General features: G+C 69.7%; 21 protein-coding genes. 8 read left to right on the forward strand and 13 right to left on the reverse strand.

Annotated elements, in window-relative coordinates; translation table 11 throughout:
- Positions 1 to 36 precede the first annotated feature (36 nt).
- From EP757_RS21720 to EP757_RS21730, 3 genes are all read left to right on the forward strand, one after another.
- Positions 37 to 2,463, forward strand: coding sequence for a M14 family zinc carboxypeptidase (locus tag EP757_RS21720; RefSeq protein ID WP_127548781.1), 2,427 nt, complete (start codon positions 37 to 39; stop codon positions 2,461 to 2,463).
- Positions 2,464 to 2,532: 69 nt separating this feature from the next.
- Entirely contained in the window at positions 2,533 to 2,853 is a 321-nt protein-coding gene (locus EP757_RS21725) for an STAS domain-containing protein (RefSeq protein WP_127548783.1), read from the forward strand.
- 15 nt (positions 2,854 to 2,868) lie between these two features.
- Entirely contained in the window at positions 2,869 to 3,654 is a 786-nt protein-coding gene (locus EP757_RS21730; protein ID WP_127548785.1) for a hypothetical protein, read from the forward strand.
- On the opposite strand, the gene EP757_RS21735 is transcribed toward EP757_RS21730, so the two are convergent.
- From EP757_RS21735 to EP757_RS21745, 3 genes are all read right to left on the reverse strand, one after another.
- Entirely contained in the window at positions 3,655 to 3,834 is a 180-nt protein-coding gene (locus EP757_RS21735; protein WP_127548787.1) for a Flp family type IVb pilin, read from the reverse strand.
- Positions 3,835 to 3,916: 82 nt separating this feature from the next.
- Entirely contained in the window at positions 3,917 to 5,422 is a 1,506-nt protein-coding gene (locus EP757_RS21740) for a GMC oxidoreductase (RefSeq protein WP_197725338.1), read from the reverse strand.
- A gap of 52 nt (positions 5,423 to 5,474) precedes the next feature.
- Positions 5,475 to 6,338: a serine hydrolase gene (locus EP757_RS21745; RefSeq protein ID WP_370457675.1), complete on the reverse strand. Its 864-nt coding sequence runs from the start codon at positions 6,336 to 6,338 to the stop codon at positions 5,475 to 5,477.
- 59 nt (positions 6,339 to 6,397) lie between these two features.
- On the opposite strand from EP757_RS21745, the gene EP757_RS21750 reads away from it, so the two are divergent.
- Complete coding sequence (locus tag EP757_RS21750; protein WP_127548791.1) at positions 6,398 to 8,713, forward strand: glycoside hydrolase family 65 protein; 2,316 nt, start codon at positions 6,398 to 6,400, stop codon at positions 8,711 to 8,713.
- On the opposite strand, the gene EP757_RS21755 is transcribed toward EP757_RS21750, so the two are convergent.
- Both EP757_RS21755 and EP757_RS21760 read right to left on the reverse strand, forming a co-directional pair.
- Positions 8,703 to 9,686 carry a glycosyl hydrolase gene (locus EP757_RS21755; RefSeq protein WP_127548793.1) on the reverse strand — a complete coding sequence of 328 codons (984 nt, stop codon included), beginning with the start codon at positions 9,684 to 9,686 and terminating at the stop codon, positions 8,703 to 8,705. The two genes, EP757_RS21750 and EP757_RS21755, sit on opposite strands and share 11 nt — an antisense overlap.
- 7 nt (positions 9,687 to 9,693) lie before the next feature.
- Positions 9,694 to 10,293 (reverse strand): dihydrofolate reductase family protein, encoded by a 600-nt coding sequence (locus EP757_RS21760; protein ID WP_127548795.1) that lies wholly within the window; start codon positions 10,291 to 10,293, stop codon positions 9,694 to 9,696.
- Positions 10,294 to 10,369: 76 nt separating this feature from the next.
- Here EP757_RS21760 and EP757_RS21765 point away from each other — a divergent pair, with 76 nt between their 5' ends.
- The 3 genes from EP757_RS21765 to EP757_RS44635 all read left to right on the forward strand — a co-directional run bounded on the left by EP757_RS21765 (position 10,370) and on the right by EP757_RS44635 (position 12,047).
- Positions 10,370 to 10,963, forward strand: a complete 594-nt coding sequence (locus EP757_RS21765) for a TetR/AcrR family transcriptional regulator (RefSeq protein WP_127548796.1) — start codon at positions 10,370 to 10,372, stop codon at positions 10,961 to 10,963.
- Positions 10,944 to 11,378 (forward strand): hypothetical protein, encoded by a 435-nt coding sequence (locus EP757_RS21770; RefSeq protein WP_127548798.1) that lies wholly within the window; start codon positions 10,944 to 10,946, stop codon positions 11,376 to 11,378. Before EP757_RS21765 ends, EP757_RS21770 begins: the two co-directional genes overlap by 20 nt.
- 117 nt (positions 11,379 to 11,495) lie before the next feature.
- Positions 11,496 to 12,047 carry a hypothetical protein gene (locus EP757_RS44635; protein WP_127548800.1) on the forward strand — a complete coding sequence of 184 codons (552 nt, stop codon included), beginning with the start codon at positions 11,496 to 11,498 and terminating at the stop codon, positions 12,045 to 12,047.
- Positions 12,048 to 12,120: 73 nt separating this feature from the next.
- On the opposite strand, the gene EP757_RS21780 is transcribed toward EP757_RS44635, so the two are convergent.
- From EP757_RS21780 to EP757_RS21790, 4 genes are read right to left on the reverse strand one after another with little or no spacing between them, the layout of a single operon-like run.
- Positions 12,121 to 13,953, reverse strand: coding sequence for a BTAD domain-containing putative transcriptional regulator (locus EP757_RS21780; protein WP_127548801.1), 1,833 nt, complete (start codon positions 13,951 to 13,953; stop codon positions 12,121 to 12,123).
- A gap of 7 nt (positions 13,954 to 13,960) precedes the next feature.
- Complete coding sequence (locus EP757_RS21785; protein WP_127548803.1) at positions 13,961 to 14,212, reverse strand: DUF4242 domain-containing protein; 252 nt, start codon at positions 14,210 to 14,212, stop codon at positions 13,961 to 13,963.
- A 53-nt stretch (positions 14,213 to 14,265) separates the two neighbouring features.
- Positions 14,266 to 14,397 carry a hypothetical protein gene (locus tag EP757_RS44470; protein ID WP_255435003.1) on the reverse strand — a complete coding sequence of 44 codons (132 nt, stop codon included), beginning with the start codon at positions 14,395 to 14,397 and terminating at the stop codon, positions 14,266 to 14,268.
- On the reverse strand, positions 14,390 to 14,857 hold the full coding sequence (locus EP757_RS21790) for a hypothetical protein (protein WP_197725339.1): 468 nt from the start codon (positions 14,855 to 14,857) through the stop codon (positions 14,390 to 14,392). Before EP757_RS21790 ends, EP757_RS44470 begins: the two co-directional genes overlap by 8 nt.
- 18 nt (positions 14,858 to 14,875) lie before the next feature.
- Between EP757_RS21790 and EP757_RS21795 the strand changes: the two genes are divergently transcribed.
- Positions 14,876 to 15,232, forward strand: a complete 357-nt coding sequence (locus tag EP757_RS21795) for a DUF2255 family protein (protein ID WP_160165833.1) — start codon at positions 14,876 to 14,878, stop codon at positions 15,230 to 15,232.
- Between the two features lie 31 nt (positions 15,233 to 15,263).
- Here EP757_RS21795 and EP757_RS21800 read toward each other — a convergent pair whose 3' ends face one another.
- Genes EP757_RS21800 through ngcE form a run of 4 tightly spaced genes read right to left on the reverse strand, consistent with a single transcriptional unit; the run spans position 15,264 to position 19,554 of the window.
- Entirely contained in the window at positions 15,264 to 16,457 is a 1,194-nt protein-coding gene (locus EP757_RS21800; RefSeq protein WP_127548807.1) for a glycosyl hydrolase, read from the reverse strand.
- A gap of 16 nt (positions 16,458 to 16,473) precedes the next feature.
- Positions 16,474 to 17,295, reverse strand: coding sequence for a carbohydrate ABC transporter permease (locus EP757_RS21805; protein ID WP_127548809.1), 822 nt, complete (start codon positions 17,293 to 17,295; stop codon positions 16,474 to 16,476).
- Positions 17,282 to 18,169: a carbohydrate ABC transporter permease gene (locus EP757_RS21810; RefSeq protein WP_127548811.1), complete on the reverse strand. Its 888-nt coding sequence runs from the start codon at positions 18,167 to 18,169 to the stop codon at positions 17,282 to 17,284. Before EP757_RS21810 ends, EP757_RS21805 begins: the two co-directional genes overlap by 14 nt.
- A complete protein-coding gene (ngcE, locus tag EP757_RS21815) occupies positions 18,169 to 19,554 on the reverse strand; it encodes an N-acetylglucosamine/diacetylchitobiose ABC transporter substrate-binding protein (RefSeq protein ID WP_127548813.1) in 1,386 nt (461 codons plus the stop codon). The genes EP757_RS21810 and ngcE overlap by 1 nt, the downstream gene beginning before the upstream one ends.

Consider the following 19,554-nt stretch of genomic DNA (forward strand, 5'->3'; position numbering starts at 1 on the left):
TGACGATGCTGGTTGTCCGCATCGACCATGGCGATCATGTTGCGAAGACTCGCCGCCTCCACCGCGGCTGCCGTCCTCCTCGTCACCGGCGGGAACGCTGCCGCCGCTCACGCCGACGCCCTGCCCTCGGTGCCGCCCACGGCGCCGTCGATCGGTGACATCGCCGGTTACCCGCGCCAGGCGACGCTCCCGGTCTGGCCGGACGACCCGGACGACGCCTCGATCCCGATCGGCGTCATCCCGTACGACGAGATCGCGCCGAAGCTCAACGCTCTGCAGGCGTCGAGCGACCGGGTCTCCGCCCGGGTGGCCGGCACATCGTCCGGTGGCTACGACCTCTACGTCGTCACGGTGACCGCGCCCGAGTCACGTGCCGAGGCCCAGCAGCAGGAACGCTGGAAACGGCTCATCGAGGACGACCCGGTCCGGGCCCGCACCGACCGGCGGCTGCTGCGCGACTACAAGACCCCGCTCTTCGTGAACGCCAACATCCACGGCAACGAGTGGGAGGGCACCGACGCGGCGCTGCGGGTCATCGAGGAGTACGCGACCAGCACCGATCCGGCGGTCGCGACGCTGCTGAAGCGCAACCGGCTGGTCTTCAACATCACGTCCAACCCGGACGGCCGGGTCGCCGGAACCCGGGCCAACGCCGCCGGCTACGACCTGAACCGCGACCTGACGATCGTCTCGCAGCCGGAGACGAACCTGATCCGCGAGCTCGCCGTCGACGTCAAGCCGATCATCACACTCGACCTGCACGGGTACGTCAGCCCGACCCTGTTGCACCCGAGCACCCCGCCGCACAACGTCAACAACGAGTACGACCTGTTCATCAAGCACGCGCTGCCCAACGCGCTCGGCATCGAGCAAGGCCTCAAGGACCTGGGGTACCCGGAGACGCAGAGCGCCCGCATCCCGTTCCGGGACGACGAGCCGGGCGTCTGGGACGACTTCCCGCCGATCTACGTGCCGTCGTTCTCGTTGCTGCAGTCGAGCATCCCGTACACCATCGAGGCGCCGCTGAACCCGCGCGGCAACCTCACCGCCGCCGAGAAGCTGCGCCGGTCCGGGATCAACACCGACGTGCACGAGGTGGCGATCAAGAAGTCGCTGGAGTACATCCAGACCCATCGCGACCAGGTCATCTTCGACCAGGCCGAGGTCTACCGCCGGGGCTGGGCCGGTGAGCCGCTGCGGGACATCCCGGACGGCTACGTGCCCGGCTGGGGCCCGGAGGACGACTACCGCACCGAGTTCCCGCGTTCCTACGTGATCCCGGCCGGCGACCGGCAGCACTCGGCGGTGGCCGCGGCACGGCTCGTCGACCTGCTCCTGGGCAGCGGCGGACGGGTCTGGGAGGCGGAACGGTCCTTCCGGGCGGGCGGTCGGACGTACCCCGAAGGCTCCTATGTCATTGATCTTCACCAGCCGAAACGCGGCATCGTGAACTCGCTGCTGGAGCCGGGCGCGGACATCACCGACCGGGTCTCCGACCTGTACGCCGGACCGGCCGGCTGGAGCCAGGGCCTGACCTGGGGCGCGACCGTCGACACCCTCTGGAGCGACCTGCCGCGCGTCGAGCTGGACCGGGTCTACGACGGCGTGGTGCGGGGTGGACTGCCGGACGGGCGCGCCGACCACCGGCTCGACATCCAGGACGCGGCCGACCTGCGCGCGGTGAACGACCTGCTCGCGAGTGGTGCCCGCGTCTACCGCCAGGCGGACGGCTCGGTGGTCGTCCCCGCCGAGTCACGGCGTCTCGTCAAAGCCGCCGTCAAGGAGCACCGGGTCACCTTCACGAAGGCCCCGAAGCGCTGGTCGGGCACGCTGGTCGACGAGATCGTGGTCGGGTACGTCGGCGGCGTCGAAGCGCGGGACACCCTCGCCGACACCGGCTTCACGGCCCGTCAGGTGACCGCCGCGACGCTCGCCGCCACCCTGACCGACGACGTCGACGTTCTGCTGGTCGCGAGCACCCTGAACCCGGCCACGCTGACCGCGGAGAACAAGGCGGCGCTGGACGCGTACCTGGCCCGTGGCGGCGGCGTGGTCGGCCTGGACAGCGCGGGACCGGCGTTCAGCAACGCCGCCGGGCTGCTCAGCGTGACCGCGAACTCCGGGCCGGGCCTGGCCAGCGGCGTCGTCAACGTGGTGAACAGCGGCGGTCCGATCACCTCGGGCGCGATCCCGCACTCGTTCATCGCGCAGCCGGTCTGGTACACCGGGCTCGGCGCCGGTGTGACGGTCGAGCAGTCCTACGCGGCGGATCCGCTGCTCGCGGGCTGGTGGTCGGCGGGTTCTCCGCAGGGCCAGGATCAGGCCGCGGGACAGGCCGCGATCGTGCGCGGGACCACTGCCGCCGGCAACGGCGTGGTGCTGATCGGCACCGACCCGATCTGGCGGCTGCACGCCAAGGGCCTCCAGTCCCAGCTCGGAAGGGCTCTGATCTGGGCCGGCTGAAGAGGGCTCGCCGATGATGTCACTCGCGCGCCGGATGCAGTCGACGATATTTGCTGGTAGACAAATAACGTGCCGGACGACTACTTCATGATCAGCCGGGAGCCCTCGGCTCCCGGCCCGATCCGGTTGTCGTTCTCCGGCGACCTCGACATGGGCGCCCGCGACGAGATCGAGGAGGCGCTGGTCGACGCCGTCAAGGAGGCCCCCGCCGCCGGGGTGGTGGCCGACCTGCGCGGAGTCCGGTTCATCGACTCCGAGGCGGTCAGCGCGATCCTCGAGGGTTACCTGGCCGCCGAGCGCGCCGGAGTGGGGTTCCGGCTCTCCGGCGCGCTCGGCATCGTGCGGCGCGTCTTCGACGTGATCGGACTGGAGCATCTCTTCGACGAGTAGCACTATCCTGTGTGGATGACGCTGTCCGCATTGATGGGTGTCATCGCAGCCGCGCTGCTCGCGGCTCTCCTTCTAGGCTGGTTCGTGCAACGCCTGATCGATCGCAGGCGGGCGGGCCGTTTTCCCGAGCTCGATCCCTACTACGTGGTGGCCCTGGCCGAGCCGGAGGCCCGCGGCGACGTCTACGCGCCGGCCGCCGCGGCCCTGCTGGCAGCGGACCTGATCGCCATCGACGACGAGGGCATGGTGACGGCGACCGGGCGCGGCCGGGCTCCGGAGCAACCCCTCGAGGCGGCCCTGCTGGCGTGGGTCGCCACCGCGGAGGAGCCGATCGCGCTCGCGGCCGCCCGGTGGGACGACGGCCTGAGGAAACGGCGCAAGGAGTTCCTGCGCGAGCAGGCCCGGCGGGTCCGGCCGATGGAGGACGGCCTGCGCGGGGCAGCGCAGTCCATCGTGTTCCTGCTCGCGACCTTCTATTCCGTCCAGATCATCTACTTCGGCCGGCTCGAGGTGAACAACGTCGGCGACTTCCTGCTGTCGATCGTCGTGTTCCTCGTGTTCTGGCTGCTGATCCTCGTTCCGGCCGTCTGGATCGTCTCCAAGATCTGGCCGAAACGCCGTGACCTGTTGCAGAAGCACTGCGCCGCGTTGCCCCCGCACCCGGCCCTCGCGGCTCTCAACAGCGAGCAGACGGAGCTGCTGAGAACCAGCCGGTTCTACATATCCCCGGCCGCGAAGGAGCGGTGGGCCGCCCTGCTGCGCGAGGCCGAGAGCGTCAACACCGGCTCGGACACGTTCTAGCTAGATCGCCGCGATCAGGGTGTAGATCATCGCCTTGATGTCGTCGCGCAGCGCGGTCACGGCGACGATCAGGCCACCCGCGATGAGGGCGGCGAGCAGCGAGTACTCGACGGCGGTGGCGCCCTCCTCCGAGGAGCCGGCGTTGCGGGCGTGTGCGAAGAGAAGCCTGACGAGCTCCACGGGGAATCACCTTCCATCTACGGGTCCTGGCTGCGCCGTCTTGGATCGGTCGCGGGCAGCCCGGGTTGAGGGCCCGGACGGGTCAGATGACTTCCGGCAGGATGGCGTCCATGTTCCGCTCGGCCAGGGCGGCGATCGTCATCGACGGGTTGCAGGCGCCGGTCGAGCCGGGGATCAGCGCGCCGTCGGTGACGTAGAGGCCGCGCTGGTCGCGGACCCGGCCGTACCGGTCGCAGACCGCGCCGATCACCGCGCCGCCGAGCGGGTGGTAGGTGGTCGTGTCGAACCTCGTCGTGTCGATCAGCAGGGAGCCGCCGACGATGCCGGTGATGCGGTCGCGGATCGCGGTGGTGAGCCGGGCGTCGTACTCCTGCTTCCAGTACAGGACCGCGTCGTCCTTGCCGGCGTCGTAGCGGAACTCGCCGAGCGGCTCGACCAGGCCGAAACCGATCAGGCTCGTGGTGCCCAGGTCGAGCGGGAACGGCACCGGGCCGTGGATGATCGTGAGCGTGGGCTCCCGCACGCCGACGCAGGCCGGGCCGCCCTGCAGTGCTCCGGGGGAGTCGCCGGGCGGCGTCCACGCGAAGATCCGGTCGCCGTTGTTGCCCCAGTGCTTGCCGACGCCGTCGGGCAGGTCCGGGATCAGGTTCTTCGCCTTCGCCTTGACGAGCAGGCGGGTGGTGCCGGCCGACCCGGCGCCGAGGAAGAGCGCGTCGGTGACGATCCTCTTGCGGGCCGCTACCCGGCCGCCGGTGGTGATGCGGTCGACGTGGACGACCCAGCGGCCGTCCTTGGCACGCTCGATGTCGCGTACCAGGGTAAGGGTTTGCACGTGGACCAGCCCGGTCGCCTCCGCCTCGGCGAGATAGGTGACGTCCAAGGTCCGCTTGCCGGCGTTGTTGGCGCCGTAGATCACGTCGCCGGTCGAGTAGGAGGGTGGCAGCTCACCGCGCAGTTCGCGGCGGACGACGTCCCAGTCCATCGGCAGGGGGACGCGGAAGGGGCGCAGGCCTTTCCCGCTCACTTGATCATGGAACATCTTCGCGGCTCGGTATTGCCTCACCCCGAGGAGATCCCGGGGGATCGGCGCGGGACGCAACTTCGACGCGACCCTACGGTAGAAATCCTGATCGAAAGCGGTCCAGTCCATGCCCGGCGGCATCGATCGCGCGAACGCCTCCTCGCTCGGCTGGATCGTCATGCCGTGGTAGACCAGCGATCCACCGCCGACGCCGGCGCCGCAGAGGATGTCCATGCCGCGGCCGCGGACGCGTTCCAGCACGCCGGTGTACGGCGCCCAGGCCGCGAGCGGGGAACCGGTCATCACCGGGCCCGGGGCCAGCCAGGACGCCCGCTTGTCCGGGGCGAAGAGCCGGGGGAACGTGTTGCCGCCGGGGCGGGCCGGCCAGCGCAGCCCGCGTTCCAGGACCAGGGTCGGTACGCCGGCGCGGGCCAGGCGCAGGGCGGTGACCGACCCGCCGAAGCCGGTGCCGATGACGACGGCGCGCCGTCTCTCGTCCTCGATGGCGGGCAGCCCGACGGCCGCGGCTCCGAGAGCTTTCAGGACTGTTCTTCTCCGCAATGACACGGGAAGGGAGTCAATCAGACATTCCACCTGATCGACCCACAAGTCATCCGATCTAGTATTTGAGGTACTTACGTGTCAGTTTCGCGACTTTCTCCACCAGCTTCATCCCGTTATCCTGCGACAGGTTGCTCCGCGACAGAACCACGAGCGACACGTCGACATCCTCGTCCTCGGACGTGACCCGGCCGATCGTGTTCACCACCCATTTGCCGCCGTCGGCGGTCCGGGTGTCCCAGCCGTTCTTCACCGTCGCGGTCTCGCCCTCGGTGGCGACGACCGGCACACCCCAGTCCTGCTCCTCGTCGACCCCGGTCATGAGATCGAAAGCGGTCTCCTGGGATTCCTCGTCGAGCGGGCTGTCCTTCCCGTCGAACTGCGAGAGCAGCTTCACCTGATCCTCGGCCGTCGTCCGGGTCAGGCCCCAGCGCACGTCGATCGTCGTCGCGGTCAGCCCCAGCGTCTTGTTGCACTTGGTCACCGCCGGCTTGCCGCCGATCCGCTGGAACAACGCCGTGGTGGCGTCGTTGTCGCTGAGCTGGATCATCGGCTTGGCCAGGTTCATCTCCGCCGACGAGATCGTGCGGCCGGCGTCCTGCGCCTTCAGCAGCGTGCAGGCGAGGATGTCGGCCTTCACGATGCTGGCGGTGTCGTACTTCGCCGAGCCCTTGTACTCGTACGTCTCCCCGGTCCTGGCGTCGAGGAAGGCCACCGAGAAGCTGCCCTTGACCTTCTTGAGAGCCGCGTCGAGGGCGTCGGCGTCCTTCTCCCACCGGATGGCGGCCATCTCCTGCGCGGAGGGCCCGGCCTTGTACGCGACGGTCGGCGTCAGGTCGAGACCGGTGTAGGCCAGAGCCCCGCCACCGAGCACCACGACGGCCGCCATCGCCGGAATCAGCAATCGAGACACGCGGGCCATCCTGCCTAACTCAGCCAACTGCCAGTTTCCCGGGGCCCGGGTGCGGTAACTGCCTGGGCGTGATCAGCGAAGAGATCTGCCCGCCCGAACCCTGGCAGGTGCGCGAGACCCGGCTCGACACCGGCCTGCTCGCCCAGACCGAGTCGGTGCTCGCGCTCGCCAACGGCTACCTCGGTCTCCGCGGCAACCTCGACGAGGGCGAGCCGCACGAGATCTCCGGCACCTACCTGAACTCGTTCTACGAGGAACGGCCGCTGCCGTACCCGGAGGGCGGCTACGGCTATCCCGAACAGGGGCAGACCGTCGTGAACGTGACGGACGGCAAGCTGATCCGGCTGATGGTCGACGACGAGCAGTTCCACGTCGGCAACGGCGTCCTGCACTCCCACGAGCGCGTCCTCGATCTGCGCGCCGGATTGCTGCGCCGCGACGTGGACTGGGAGTCGCCGGCCGGGCAGCGGGTACGCGTCCGCAGCCGGCGACTGGTCTCGTTCACCCAGCGGGCGGTCGCCGCGATCTCCTACGAGGTCGAGGCCACCGACCGGCCGGTGCGGATCACCGTGCAGTCCTGCCTGGCCGCCAACGAGGAGCAGGTGAAGGTCTCGGACGACCCGAGGGTCGCGGCCGCGCTCAAGGATCCCCTGATCGCGGTCGAGCAGGACACCGAGCAGCACGGCGCCGTCCTGCTGCATCGCACCCGGCGCAGCGGTTTCCTGATGGCCGCCGGCATGGATCACCTGATCGACGTCGAGGGCGACTACGAGGAGGAGACCGACGTCCGGGCCGATTGGGCACGCACGACGGTGGTCACCCTGCTGCCGCCCGGCGGGCGTCTGCGCATCATCAAATTCCTGGGGTACGGGTGGAGCGCCGAGCGATCGGTGGAAGCGCTGCGCGACCGGGTGGCCGCCGCGCTGAACACCGCGCGTCACACCGGCTGGGACGGTCTCGTGGCGGAACAGCGGGCGTACCTCGACGATTTCTGGGAGGCGGCCGACGTCGAGATCGAGGGTGATCCGGCACTCCAGCAGGCCGTCCGGTTCGGGCTCTTCCACGTCCTGCAGGCCGGCGCCCGCGCCGAGGGCCGGCCCATTCCCGGCAAGGGCCTGACCGGTCCCGGGTACGACGGGCACGCCTTCTGGGACACCGAGGGCTACGTCCTGCCACTGCTGATGTACACCGCGCCGCGGGCCGCCGCCGACGCCCTGCGCTGGCGCTCCTCGATCCTCACCCACGCCCGGCAGCGCGCCGCCACTCTCGGGCTGCGCGGCGCGGCGTACCCGTGGCGGACCATCGGGGGAGCGGAGTGCTCGGCGTACTGGCCGGCCGGGACCGCGGCGCTGCACCTCAACGCGGTGGTGGCCCGGGCCGTCGACCGCTATCGGATGGTCACCGGGTCGGCGCTGTCGTACGGGCCGGAGATCCTCGTCGAGACCGCCCGGCTGTGGGTGTCGCACGGCCACTTCGACGCCGACGGGGCGTGGCACGTGGACGGGGTGACCGGGCCGGACGAGTACAGCGCGGTCGCCGACGACAACGTGTTCACGAACCTGATGGCGGCCCGCAATCTGCGAGCCGCGGCCTCCTGTGCCGGCGATCTCGGAGTCTCCCAGGAGGAGATCGACGAGTGGCTGGCCTGCGCCGACGCGGTGCACATCCCCTATGACGAGCGGCTCGGCGTGCATCCGCAGTCCGAGGGGTTCACGCGCTACGCGCCCTGGCACTTCCCCGACACGCGTGTCGGTGAGCCGCTGATGATGCAGGCGCCGTACTTCCAGCTCTACCGCCGGCAGGTCGTCAAACAGGCCGACCTCGTGCTCGCCATGCACTGGTGCGGTGACGCGTTCACCGACGAGCAGAAGGCCCGCAACGTCGACTACTACGAGCGGATCACCGTCCGGGACTCGTCGCTGTCGGCCTGCACCCAGGCGGTGATGTGCGCCGAGGTCGGTCACCTCGACCTGGCCCACGACTACGCCTGGGAGGCCGCCATGGTCGACCTGCGTGACCTGCACGGCAACACCCGCGACGGCCTGCACATCGCCTCGCTCGCCGGCGCCTGGTCGGCGATCGTCGAGGGTTTCGGCGGCCTGCGCGAGCTGCCGTCCGGCCCGTCGCTGCAGCCCCGCCTGCCGGAGGGGATCACCAGTCTGAAGTTCGGTCTGCGGCACAGCGGCGAGCGCCTGCTCGTCGAGGCGGATCATTCCTCGGTACGGGTCAGCCTCCGCTCCGGCGGCCGCCTGACCATGAGGCTCTACGGCGAGGAGATCGAACTCAGTCCCGGCTCGCCCGTGGAGCGTCAGGTCGTACCCCTGAAGCCGCTCCTCGGCCCTCCCCGGCAGCCGCCGGGTTACGCCCCGCGGGTCACGGAGTGAACGTGCTGAACAGCTCGGTGAAGGCGTAGTCGTCCTGGGTGATGCCGCTGCACGTGCTGGTCAGGGTGCCGTCCGGGCAGCCGCCGTCGTCACGATCCACCGACCAGAACCGGACGGCTGCGAGATCGTTGGCGGCGGCGTAGTCGAGGAGATCCCGGGCGTCGGCGAGGGTCGTGACGGCGCCGCTGTCGTTGACGCCGATCATCGGGGTGACGCTGAGCTTCGCGATCTTCGGCCGTACCGTCTCGGCGGCTTCGGTGAGGGACGTGCCCTCCTCCAGATTCATGGTCAGCACGTTGACGGTGACGTCGAGGCCGGCCGCGGTGGCGCTCGTCAGCAACGCCGTGCCGGCCTCGTCGAGCCCGCTGCCGTCGTCGGCCATCGGGACGGTCAGGGTGATCACGGTGTCCCGCTCCTCCTGCAGGGCGGCCAGTGCCTCGATGACCGTGTCGGTGTCGAAACCTTGATCCGGGTTGACCAGCACGTCGACGTCGAGGTGGTTGCTGCCGGCGGCGTCCAGCGCCGTCTCGTACGCCGCCGTCAGCTCGCCGGCGTCGCAGACCGCTTCGAGATAGGTGCCGTCCGCCCCGCCCGTCGCGACGGCCACCTCCCCGCCGATCGCCGCGAGCCCGGCAGCGATCTCCGCGTCGTCGATGGCGGTCGTCCCCGCCCAGGTCGGCGTGCACTCCGTGGCGCCGGCGGCCAGCACGAACGCGGCGGTGAAGTCCTTCTGCCCGGTAGCCGCCGTGACGGCCGCGAGGTCACTCCCGGCGGCGACATCGACGTAGGGCAGCACCGTCGCCGTTCCCGCCTTCGCCGCGCGTGCCGCCGTCGCGCCGGCCGTGGCGCTGGCGGCACCGGCCTCCGCGCTGCCGGCTGACCCGCCTCCTCGACCGCCGCCGTCGGCATCCCCGTCACCGCAGTCACCGGCGAGCACGAGCAGGACCACCACAGCGGCGCAGAACGGGCGCATCCTCGCACTATCCCACCGAGTCATCACTGCGGTCGGCCGAACGGTGCACGACGTAGTGCAGGACCACCACGCCGCTCGGCAGCGGCTTCGTGCCGATCAGCGTGAAGCGGTGCGGGTCGAAGGCGGCCTTCGCCAGGGGGACGCCGTCGCCGGCCAGGATCGGGTTGAGTTTGATGACCAGCTCGTCGACGAGTGGTAGCAGCTGACCGGCGAACTCGCCGCCGCCCGCCAGCCAGATGTCCTGACCCTCCTCCTGTTTGAGCTTGGTGACGAAGTCCAGCGGGTCGCCGTCGACGATCTCGACATCGCTCGCCGGGGCGAGCGTGCGGCTGAACACGATCTGGCGCAGGTGGGCATAGGGGCTGGTGATCCCCTCGGCCAGCGCCGGGTCGTAGGTGCGCCGGCCCATCACCACCGTGTCGAATCGCGGGTTCGGCCCGTCGGGCACCCCGAGCGGGCCGCGGGCCTGCGTCGGAACCGTCTCCGGATAGCTCTCGACCATGAACCGGACCACGTCCTCGGTCACGCCCATCCATTCCCACGATCCGTCCGGCGCGGCGATGAACCCGTCGATGGTGCCGGCGACGAAGTACACGAGCTTTCGCATATCCACTCCTAAGCACTACGGATGTCGTGGTCACGAAACTACAGCACCTGTAGTGGTTGCTGCTACCGTGTTCGTCATGCCGAAGAATCCGGAACGCCGTCAGGCGCTCGCCGACGCCGGTCTGCGGGTGCTCGCGGCCGCCGGCGCCCGCGGCCTCACGCACCGGGCCGTCGACACCGAGGCGGGCGTGCCGGTCGGCACCGCCTCCAACTACTTCCGCTCCCGGGACGCCCTGCTCGGCGCGCTCGGTGAGCGGATCATGGAACGGTTCGCCCCGGACCCGGCGGTCGTCGCGGCGCTGTCGGCGAGGGAGCCGAGCCCGGAACTGTTCGTGGACTATCTGCGGTACATCGTCGAGCGCACGACCCGCGAGCCGGAACTGACCCGCGCCCTGATCGAACTGCGCCTCGAAGCGGCCCGCCGTCCCGGCCTGGCAGCGGTCCTCGGCGCCACCCTGCGCGACGGATACCGCGCTGACGTGGCCTATCACGCGACGACCGGGCTTGCCGGCGGCGCATTCGAGATCGCCCTGCTGCACTACGCGATCGACGGCCTGCTGCTGGACATGCTGACCACGTCGATCGATACCACAATCGATCCGGACGTCGTGGTGAGAGCGTTCGCCGCCCGACTCGTGACATCATCCGCGGATGGAGATTCTGCCGGGTGAGGGTGTTTCGCTGGTACGCATCGGGGAGAGCCGGGAGGTCGTCGAGTGCAAGCTCGGCACGCCCGTCCACCCGGGCCGCATCGACCGGCAGATCTACGAGACCAGCCCGATGCTGATCCTCACCTACACCGACGCCGACACGGTCGAGTTCGTCGAGATCGCCTACTCCGGTGGCGGTGGCGAAGAGGCCTGGTACGACGGAGTCCAGCTGACCTACCGTTTCCTCGACGAGGTGGTCGCCGAACTGGCCGACCGCGGTCTGCGTTACGAGCAGACCGACGAGGGTTTCCGCTTCGAACCGGGCTTCACCCTCTACTCGATGGGTTCGCGCAGCGCCCAGGACCTCGACCCGGACGCCGCTGACGACGACCCCCGCCTGCTCTGCGAGGGCGTCTCCATCGCGCCGGCCGGCTGAGGCCGCTTCAGACGATTCAACGGGAGCGGCCCGATTGCTACCGGGCCGTACTGCTCAGGCGCGGCCCGCCGAGGCCGACTCCCACCACACGGACATCCGGACGTGTGGGGAGCCGCCATGCCGCGCAAGACTCGTACTCGCGCCGACGAGGTACGCAAGCAGATCCTCGTCGCGACCGCCGCCGTCACCGGTGTGGCGGCCGGCTTCGGCGGCCTGGGCGCCTTCGCCGTCGACCGTTACACCACCGACCGAACCTGCACCGCCATGGTCGAACTCGGCGCCACCGACGGAACCCCCCAGTCCCAGCGCCGGGCCGACGCCCCCACCGCCGACGAAGCGGCCCGGCAGCTCTCCGCGATCCGCGACGAACTGAGCCGGACCGAGAGCCGCCTGCTCTTCAACCAGGACCTGCGCACGGCGGTGCGGGGCTTCTCCGCCGACACCGAACGCATGGAGCGACTCCTCACCGACCTCTCCCGCTTCACCACGATCCCGGACACGACGAGGACCACCGCCGAACACGCCGAAGCCCAGGTAGCCCTGGTGAAGGACAGCATCACCGTCCTGCGCACCATGGACCAGCACACCCGGGACGCCCAGGTGGCCTGCGGCCTGTTACCGGTAGGCATCCCCGCCATCCAGGAACAACTCGACACCCTGAGCGCCTGACCCAGGACCGAGCGGGCGGCCGGGACCGAGCGTGCGGTCAGGACCGAGCAGGCGCTCAGGACCGAGCGGGCGCTCAGGTGCTGATCAGGGCGCTGAGGGCGGGACTGCCGATGTCGCCGGCCAGCAGGGTCGCCACCTCCTCGTCGGCGGGGTTGCCCAGGGCGGCGCTGTGCCGCATCGCCCGGGCGGTCATCTCTCTCATGCCGGAGCGGGTGGAGAGGTGGCGGAGCCGGGTGACCCAGGCCAGGGTCTCGGGGTGGTGGTGGCGACGGCCGAGTTCGCACTGGGCGTCGAGGATGTGGGCGTCGAGCCAGACGTAGGGGTCGGCCAGCCGGTTGGAACGAGTGCGGGCTTCGGCGAGGAGCTCGAAGGCTCGGCCTGTCCGGCCCTCGGCCTCGGCCACCAGCGCCAGCGAACGGGCCGCCATGCCCTCCCAGCACGGATCCCCGATCTGGCACGCGCGGGCGAACGCCTGCCGCAGCACCCGGCCGGCCGCTCCGGGATCGCCGGCGGCCAGGTGCACCTCGCCGAGCAGGGCCTGCGGCCAGGGGAGGAAGGCCAGCCAGTGATCGGATTGGGCCGCCTCCTCGGACTCGCGCAGGATCGTGCCGGCCCGGTCCAGGTCGCCCAGCAGCAGGAACAGGCGGCCGAGCATCGAGGAGGCATACGCCGCCAGGCGGGGCTCGCCGGCTGAACGGGCCAGCTGGACCGCGTGCTCCAGCAGGGTGTGGGCCCGTTCGTAGTGTGCCTGGTCGCTGTGGACCGCCCCGAGATAGGTGGTGACCCGCGCCGTGATCGCGGCGTTGCCGTCGGCGGCGGTGAGGGCGCCGGACAGCCAGTGGTCGGCGCGGTGGTAGCGGCCGCGGAGGAAGTCGACATAGCCCAGCTCGGCCCGGGCCTGCGCGGACGCGGCCCGGTCGTGGGCGGACAGCGCCAGCCGGTCGGCCTCGTGGAGGGTCGCGAGCCCTTCCTCGTCCATGCCTCGCAGCGAATGGATCAGCGCCTCGGCCAGACGCAGGCGCGTGGTGATCCGCAGCCGCTGCGCACTGGTGTCGGACAGCCGGACCGCTGCTCGCAGGGAACGGACACCCGCCTCGACAGCGCCCGCCGCCACCGCCGCCGCTCCGGACTCGGCGATCGCCTCGACCGACGCCTCGTCGGCCGGCGGCCCGGACTCGCGGCGGGACTCGCGCATCGCCTGGTCGATCGCGATGCCGGGGCGCACCCCCAGCTCGGCCTGGAACAAGGCGGTCACCGCGTCGAACCGGCGCCGGGCTGCCTCGTCGTCCCCGGAGAGACGGCAGAGGCGGATCAGCAGAGCCTGATGGTTCTCGTCGAGCGGGTTGGCGGCGACCGCTCGTGAGGCCAGGGCACGGGCGGCGGCGAGGTCGCCCTCGGCGAGGCGGCCCAGCGCTGCCTCGTGCAGGATCGCCTCGGCCGCGGCGGCGACCCGGCGGCGCTCGGCGAGCAGCCAGGAATCGAAGGCGGGCGCTCCCTTCACATCGACGCCCTGAAGCAGCCAGGACTCGAGGTCGGCCGCATCCGTCATGTCGATGCCATGGAGGAGATCGACGCCGAGGCCGGGGAGCGCGGCTGCCGACGACCACGTGCCGTGGGTCAGCACGTGGACGTCGACGACCGTGCCCTCCGGCAGGTGCAGCACCACCGGATCGCCGTCGACCGGGACGCCGAGGCTGCGGCGGATCTCGGTGAGCCCCCACCTCAGCGCCCGCAGCGGGTCCTGCGCATCGGGGTAGAGCAGGGCGGCGAGCCGGGCGCGGGTCTGCGGCCGGTCACCGAGCAGCAGGCAGGTCAGCAGCGCCCAGCTCTTGCGGCTGCGCACCTGGTAGGGCTCGCCCTCCCGCTGCACACGCGGCGGGCCGAGCAGGTGCACGCTGAGCGCCATCGCCTCGTCAGCCCTCGGCGCTGATCGGGTAGATCTCGTCGGCGACCAGGCCGTGAGCCTTGGCGTGAACGGCGGTCGCCGCCTCGGCGTCGGGGGCGTCGACCAGGCAGAAGATCTTGCCGGCGTCTTCGTCCACCCAGTACTTCAAGTAGTTCACCCCGAACTCGCCCTGGGTGGCCAGATCCTTCTCGTGCGCGCCGGCGACGTCGGCGGCGGTCACTCCGCCCTCGACGTGGTGGATGTCCATGAACAACGGCATGGGGTCCTCGCTCCTCTGCAGCCGGCCCGGGACGCTCCCGGGCCCTGCGTCCATCAGAACGCCCCACCGTTTGACGCCGCGTTTGACGAATCCCGCCCGACCGGGGCGCCGGCCAGGGAGATCTTGAACGCGTCCGGGACGTCCTGCCGCGACGAACCGGCGCTCACCACGGCGAATTCAGTCACGAACTCGATACCACCACGTCTCCAGCTCGTCGTCCATCGTGTCGAGGTCCTGGTCGGAAGGCCGATACCCGTACGGAAGCTCCACGCTCACGGCATCGGTCCGGGCCACGATCTCCCGCAGTCGTGCCGCGCCCGGCGAATCCATCGGGTCGACGAGTTCCAGGACGTCGTAGCCGAGACCGTGCCACAGCGCGATTAGCTCGATGTCGCCGTCCGCCTCGGCCGCCTCCGCGACGGCGGCCACCACGTCGATCAACCGGACCGGGCGCGCCGGTTGCCCGTGACCGCGACGGATCAGGATGTCCCGCACCCGCCCCCGGGTGTCCGAGCAGTCGAAGGCGGACTGGAATTCGTAGAGCCTGGCGAACCAGCCCGGCAGCCGGTCGTCATCGGCCGGGAAGTGCTTGTCCAGGACGACGATCGAGCCGTGCACCAGGTCTTCGATCTCATGCATCGACACGAGGGGGAGAATACGGCCATGACATGGGATGACACTGTCGCAGCCAGCCATGAGGTCCAGGTGGTCGTTCCGGCACCGGGGCGCGATCCGGTACGCGTGCCGATCTGGGTGGTGACCGTCGGCGCCGATCTCTATGTCCGCTCGTGGAAGGGCGACGCGGGGGTCTGGTACAAGCGGGCCAGACGCTACGGGACAGGGGCGATCGTGGCCGGCGGCACCGAGCGCGCGGTCCGCTTCACCCCGGTCGCCGATCCGGCGCTGGAGGAGGCGATCGACGCGGCGTTCCGGGCGAAGTACGGCAGCTCGGAATACACCGAAGCGATGATCAACCCGCCGGCGGCCGGGACCACGATGCGCCTCGACGAAGTGCGATAGAGCGAGGCGCACCGCGGTCACCGGACCGGGTCTAACAGGGGCCGAGATCCTGCCACTGCTCGGTCCAGCCCGGCTCCGAGCCCTGCGTCCACCACCGCGCCTTCCAGAGGTGGGCGCCCTGCCCGGACGGCGGGCCGGACGGGTCGCCGTACCGGCTCTTCTCGTGTTTGACCACGCTGCCGCCCTGATAGGCGGTGGCGAACTGCCAGGCCGCCGCGCTGGAGCAGTCGGCGGGCGGCTGGCTGGGTGAAGGCGAGGAGACCGACGGGGAAGGGGACGACGGGGAAGGGGACGACGGGGAAGGGGACGACGGCGTCGGGTTGACGCACGGCCCCGACGACGCCACCGTGTCCGCGAACACCGTCGAGGACGATCGGTACGAACCCGCCTGCGCCGTCACCTGGCCGGGCGACAGGACCTGGTTCTTGGCGAACAGCACCCAGTCCACCTGCTCCACATAGGTGGCCAACCCACCCGTGTGCGTGGCCAGGTCGATGAACCACAGGTTCCAGTTGATCGTCATGGTCTGGCGCGGGAAGTACTTGCCGCCGTGGTCGCCCACCTGCACCCCGTCGATCCAGTAGACGACGTGACCGTTCGCCACCTGCGCCACCAGATCGTGCCAGCCGTCGACGCTCGACCGCTGCGAGGAGTGCAGATTGTCGGCGTACCAGGGGTCGTTGCGATACGTGTACCAGGTCGTCTGGTAGTTGATCGGACCGGTCTCGCCCCAGCCGCCGTTCGGCAGGTACTCCGAGATGTCCAGTTCCGAGTAGGTCGGATCGAGATCCCCGTTGAGCGGGCTGATCGTGAAGAACGTCTGGTTGATGTGGTCGCCGTCGTTGCCGGTGACCGGCGCGTCGGTGAACCGGACCCGGCTCGCGTAGGTGCCTTCGAGGTAGCGCTTCTGCGTGGAGTAGAGCTCGGCGTGCTTGGTGCCGGCCGCCGTGCCGTCGGTGGATGCGGTCAGTTGCATAACCTTTTGTCCGGAAATTTCGGGAAATGTGATGGCCGACGGCGACCAGTTCGCGCCCGGCACGCCGGGGCCACCTTGATAACTGCGAGGGGTCCACCCGTTGGCGGTCAGCGCCGGGTCGGACGAGGAGGAGTAGTGGAAGTCGTCGAACAGGTAGCCACAGTCGGCGGCGGCAGCACTGCCGGCATTGACGGCGACCAGCGCGAAAGCGGATAGAACGGACGCGGTGAAGCCTGCGAGCAATCGCATGGGGACTCCAATAACTTCAGCGGACCGCGCCGGCGGTCATTCCGGCTCGGATGTGCCTTTGGAACGCGACATAGGCGACGAGCACCGGCAGCATCGCGATGGTCATGCCGGCGAACAGGCCACTCCAGTCGCTGCGGTAGCCCTGACTGACCGACAGGGCGGCCAGACCCTGCGCCAGGACGTACCGGTCCGGGTCGGGATTGAGAACCAGGGGGAGCAGATATTGGTTCCAGAGCCCGAGGAAATTGAAGATGCCGACCGCGACCAATCCGGGCCGGGCGAGCGGGAGCATGACGCGGAAGAACACCGCGCCGTGCGAGCAGCCGTCGAGGACTGCGGCCTCGGCCACCTCGGCGGGAAGGGTGCGGAAGAAGGCGTGCAGGAAGAAGACGGTGAACGGCACGGCGTAGGCGGTGTAGACCAGGATCAGTCCCGGATAGGTGCCGAGCAGCCCGAGTTGCTGCACCACGAAGAAGAGCGGTACGAGGGCCAGGAACACCGGGAAGAACATCGCCGCGACGAACGTGTAATAGACGATCCGGTTGCCGCGGAACGGATAGCGGGCGAGCGCATAGGCGACGAGCGAGCCGAGCAGCATGGTGAGCAGCAGCGCCCCGCCGACCACGATGAGGCTGTTGAAGAAGTACCGGCCGATGTTCGCGCCGGTCCAGGCCCGGGCCCAGTTCTCGAAATGCAGCGACGAGGGCGGTGACCAGGGATCGTTGAGGATCTCGTCGTCGGTCTTCAGTGAACTCGTCACCGCCCAGATCAGCGGCAGTGCGGTGACCACCGCCCAGCTGAACATGGCGAGCTGCGGGAAGAAATCAAGCCTCTTCATGCGAACGTCCCCAGCGCAGCGCCAGAATCGAGAAGGTGAGCGCCGCGAAGAACAGCGCCACCCCCATCGCCGTGGCGTAACCGAACTTGCCGTAGGTGAAAGCGGTCCGATAGAGCGTCAGCCCGACCACCTCGGTCGCGCCGTCCGGGCCGCCCGGTCCCACCGTCATGACCTGGACCAGCACGAACCCGTCGAGCGCGATGATGCCGAGATAGACGAAGGCGACCTGCACGTTTTCTTTCAGCAGGGGCAGCGTGATACCGCGGAAGACGCTCCAGCCGCCGGCGCCGTCGATTCTCGCCGCCTCGAAGAGCTCCTGAGGAATCCCGTCGATGGCCGCCCGGAACAGCACCACGTAGAAACCGACCGAGGACCACACGATCACCGCCATGACGGCCGCCAGCGCCAGTGACGGTTCGGCGAGCCAGCTGCGTGCCGCCGCACCGAGTCCGATCGCCCGCAATCCCGCGTTCAGCAGCCCGGTGTTCGGGTTGTAGACGAAGCCCCACAACACCGCGATGATCACCAGGGAGAGCATTTGAGGAAAGAAATAGACGATCTGGTACGCGGAACCGCCCCACCTTTTCGACGGTCCCGCCACCAGCGACGCCAGCAGCAACGCGAGCGCGATCGTGGCCGCCGGCACCACCAGCAGCATCACCGCGTTGTTCCGGACCGCGTCGAGGAAGAGCGTGTCGCTGCCGAGGCGGGAGAAATTGTCCGCACCGACGTAATGCGCCTCGCCGGCCACCCCGGTCCAGTCGGTCAGCGACAGATAGAACGCCTGGGCGTATGGCGACACCACGAACACGACGTGCAGGACCAGAGCCGGGACCAGCGCTCCGGCGAGGAACCGCCACCGGCCGTGCCGCATCAGCGGGTGTATTTGACGACGGTCGAGTCCCTCGCCAGCGAATCCGACGCCTTCTGGATTCTCGCCGACCAGTCGGCGACGCTGATCCGCCGATTCACCAGCTCGCCCGTCGCGTCGTCGATGGCTTTCGCGAGCGGGGCGTACCACGTACGGAATCGGTAGTTGAAAGCGTCGCCACCGGCGGCCTGGACGGCATCGCGCACCGATCCCAATCCGCTGGAGAGCGTGAGTCCGTCGGTGGCGCCGGCGACCGCCGGAAGGGTGCTGCCGGCCTGGGCGAAATCGCGGGCCGACGCCAGCGAGAACAGGATGCGCAGGTATTCCTTGCCGCCCGCGGTGTTCACCGCCTTCGACGGGACGATGAACGATTCGCTGCTGGCGGCCTGCACCGCCGTGACCGGGAGCGCCCCGGCCGCCGGGACCACGCCCATCACCATGTCGAAACCGGGCGGCGTGACCGATTTCTGCTCGGCCTCCAGCCACGAGCCGCAGGGGATGAACGCGGCCTTGCGCTGGCACCAGGCCGCCTGTGCCTCGGTGTGCGACAGCGCCTCCGAGCCGGACATCAGATATCCCTTGCCGGCGAGCTCGGCGAACGCGGTGGCGGCCTCGACGAGGCCCGGCTGGTTCCAGGCGCCCGGCTGCAGGTTGTCGACGGCCTTCACGAGATCCAGTCCGCCGATCTTGGCGGCCATCGTGAGCAGGGGATCGTTGATGTACTCCGGGTATTTGCCCTGGTAGGTCCACGGCGCGATGCCGGATTTCTTGATCTCGTCGCAGAGGGCGAGCATCGCCGGCCACGAGTCCGGATAGGCCCAGCCGCGTTCCGCGAAGAGGGCCTTGGAGTACCAGACGCCCCACACCGTGTAGGTGAAGTTCAGCGCGACGGTGCTGCCGCCGAACGTGCCGTCCTCGACGACCCCGGGCAGCAGGGTCTCCCGGACCGTCTTGCCGGGCTGATCGAAAGCGGGCGCGGCGAGCAGTTCCGACAGGTCGCTGACCTGCGATGCCGAGACGAGCGTGGCGATGTCGAGGCGTCCGGCGCCGGTGTTGTCGACGACGTCCGGGGGATTGCCGGCGACGAAGCGCGGCTGCATGGCCTCGCCGACCTTCTGCAACCCCTTGTGGTCGATCTTCGCGGATGGATATTTCTGCTGATAAGTCGCCTCTGCGGCGATCGCGTAGTCATCGCCGTATCCGCCCTTGAAGACCACGACCTCGAGAGGTGCGTCGGCCTTGACCCCGAGCGGGTTCTCGGCGCTCTTGGCACCGGCCTCGGAGGCCGGCGCGGCGTCATCGGAGGAGGAGGTGACACATCCGGACAGGACCGGCACGCTGAGCGCCGCCGTCGCGAGTAGGGTTCTTCGAGAGGTAGAAGGGTTCAT

Source organism: Actinoplanes sp. OR16 (genome assembly GCF_004001265.1).
Taxonomy (GTDB): Bacteria; Actinomycetota; Actinomycetes; order Mycobacteriales; family Micromonosporaceae; genus Actinoplanes.

Excerpts from the sequence above, each read along its gene's own strand:
- EP757_RS21755 (WP_127548793.1), bottom strand. The coding sequence starts at position 9,686 with ATGCGCCCGTTCTGCGCCGCTGTGGTGGTCCTGCTCGTGCTCGCCGGT.
- EP757_RS21810 (WP_127548811.1), bottom strand. The coding sequence starts at position 18,169 with ATGCGGCACGGCCGGTGGCGGTTCCTCGCCGGAGCGCTGGTCCCGGCT.
- EP757_RS21720 (WP_127548781.1), top strand. The coding sequence starts at position 37 with ATGTTGCGAAGACTCGCCGCCTCCACCGCGGCTGCCGTCCTCCTCGTC.
- EP757_RS21780 (WP_127548801.1), bottom strand. The coding sequence starts at position 13,953 with ATGGCGCTCAGCGTGCACCTGCTCGGCCCGCCGCGTGTGCAGCGGGAG.
- EP757_RS44635 (WP_127548800.1), top strand. The coding sequence starts at position 11,496 with ATGCCGCGCAAGACTCGTACTCGCGCCGACGAGGTACGCAAGCAGATC.
- EP757_RS21795 (WP_160165833.1), top strand. The coding sequence starts at position 14,876 with ATGACATGGGATGACACTGTCGCAGCCAGCCATGAGGTCCAGGTGGTC.
- EP757_RS21745 (WP_370457675.1), bottom strand. The coding sequence starts at position 6,338 with ATGGCCCGCGTGTCTCGATTGCTGATTCCGGCGATGGCGGCCGTCGTG.
- EP757_RS21770 (WP_127548798.1), top strand. The coding sequence starts at position 10,944 with ATGGAGATTCTGCCGGGTGAGGGTGTTTCGCTGGTACGCATCGGGGAG.
- EP757_RS21765 (WP_127548796.1), top strand. The coding sequence starts at position 10,370 with ATGCCGAAGAATCCGGAACGCCGTCAGGCGCTCGCCGACGCCGGTCTG.
- EP757_RS21785 (WP_127548803.1), bottom strand. The coding sequence starts at position 14,212 with ATGCCGTTGTTCATGGACATCCACCACGTCGAGGGCGGAGTGACCGCC.
- EP757_RS21760 (WP_127548795.1), bottom strand. The coding sequence starts at position 10,293 with ATGCGAAAGCTCGTGTACTTCGTCGCCGGCACCATCGACGGGTTCATC.
- ngcE (WP_127548813.1), bottom strand. The coding sequence starts at position 19,554 with ATGAACCCTTCTACCTCTCGAAGAACCCTACTCGCGACGGCGGCGCTC.
- EP757_RS21805 (WP_127548809.1), bottom strand. The coding sequence starts at position 17,295 with ATGAAGAGGCTTGATTTCTTCCCGCAGCTCGCCATGTTCAGCTGGGCG.
- EP757_RS21800 (WP_127548807.1), bottom strand. The coding sequence starts at position 16,457 with ATGCGATTGCTCGCAGGCTTCACCGCGTCCGTTCTATCCGCTTTCGCG.
- EP757_RS21730 (WP_127548785.1), top strand. The coding sequence starts at position 2,869 with ATGACGCTGTCCGCATTGATGGGTGTCATCGCAGCCGCGCTGCTCGCG.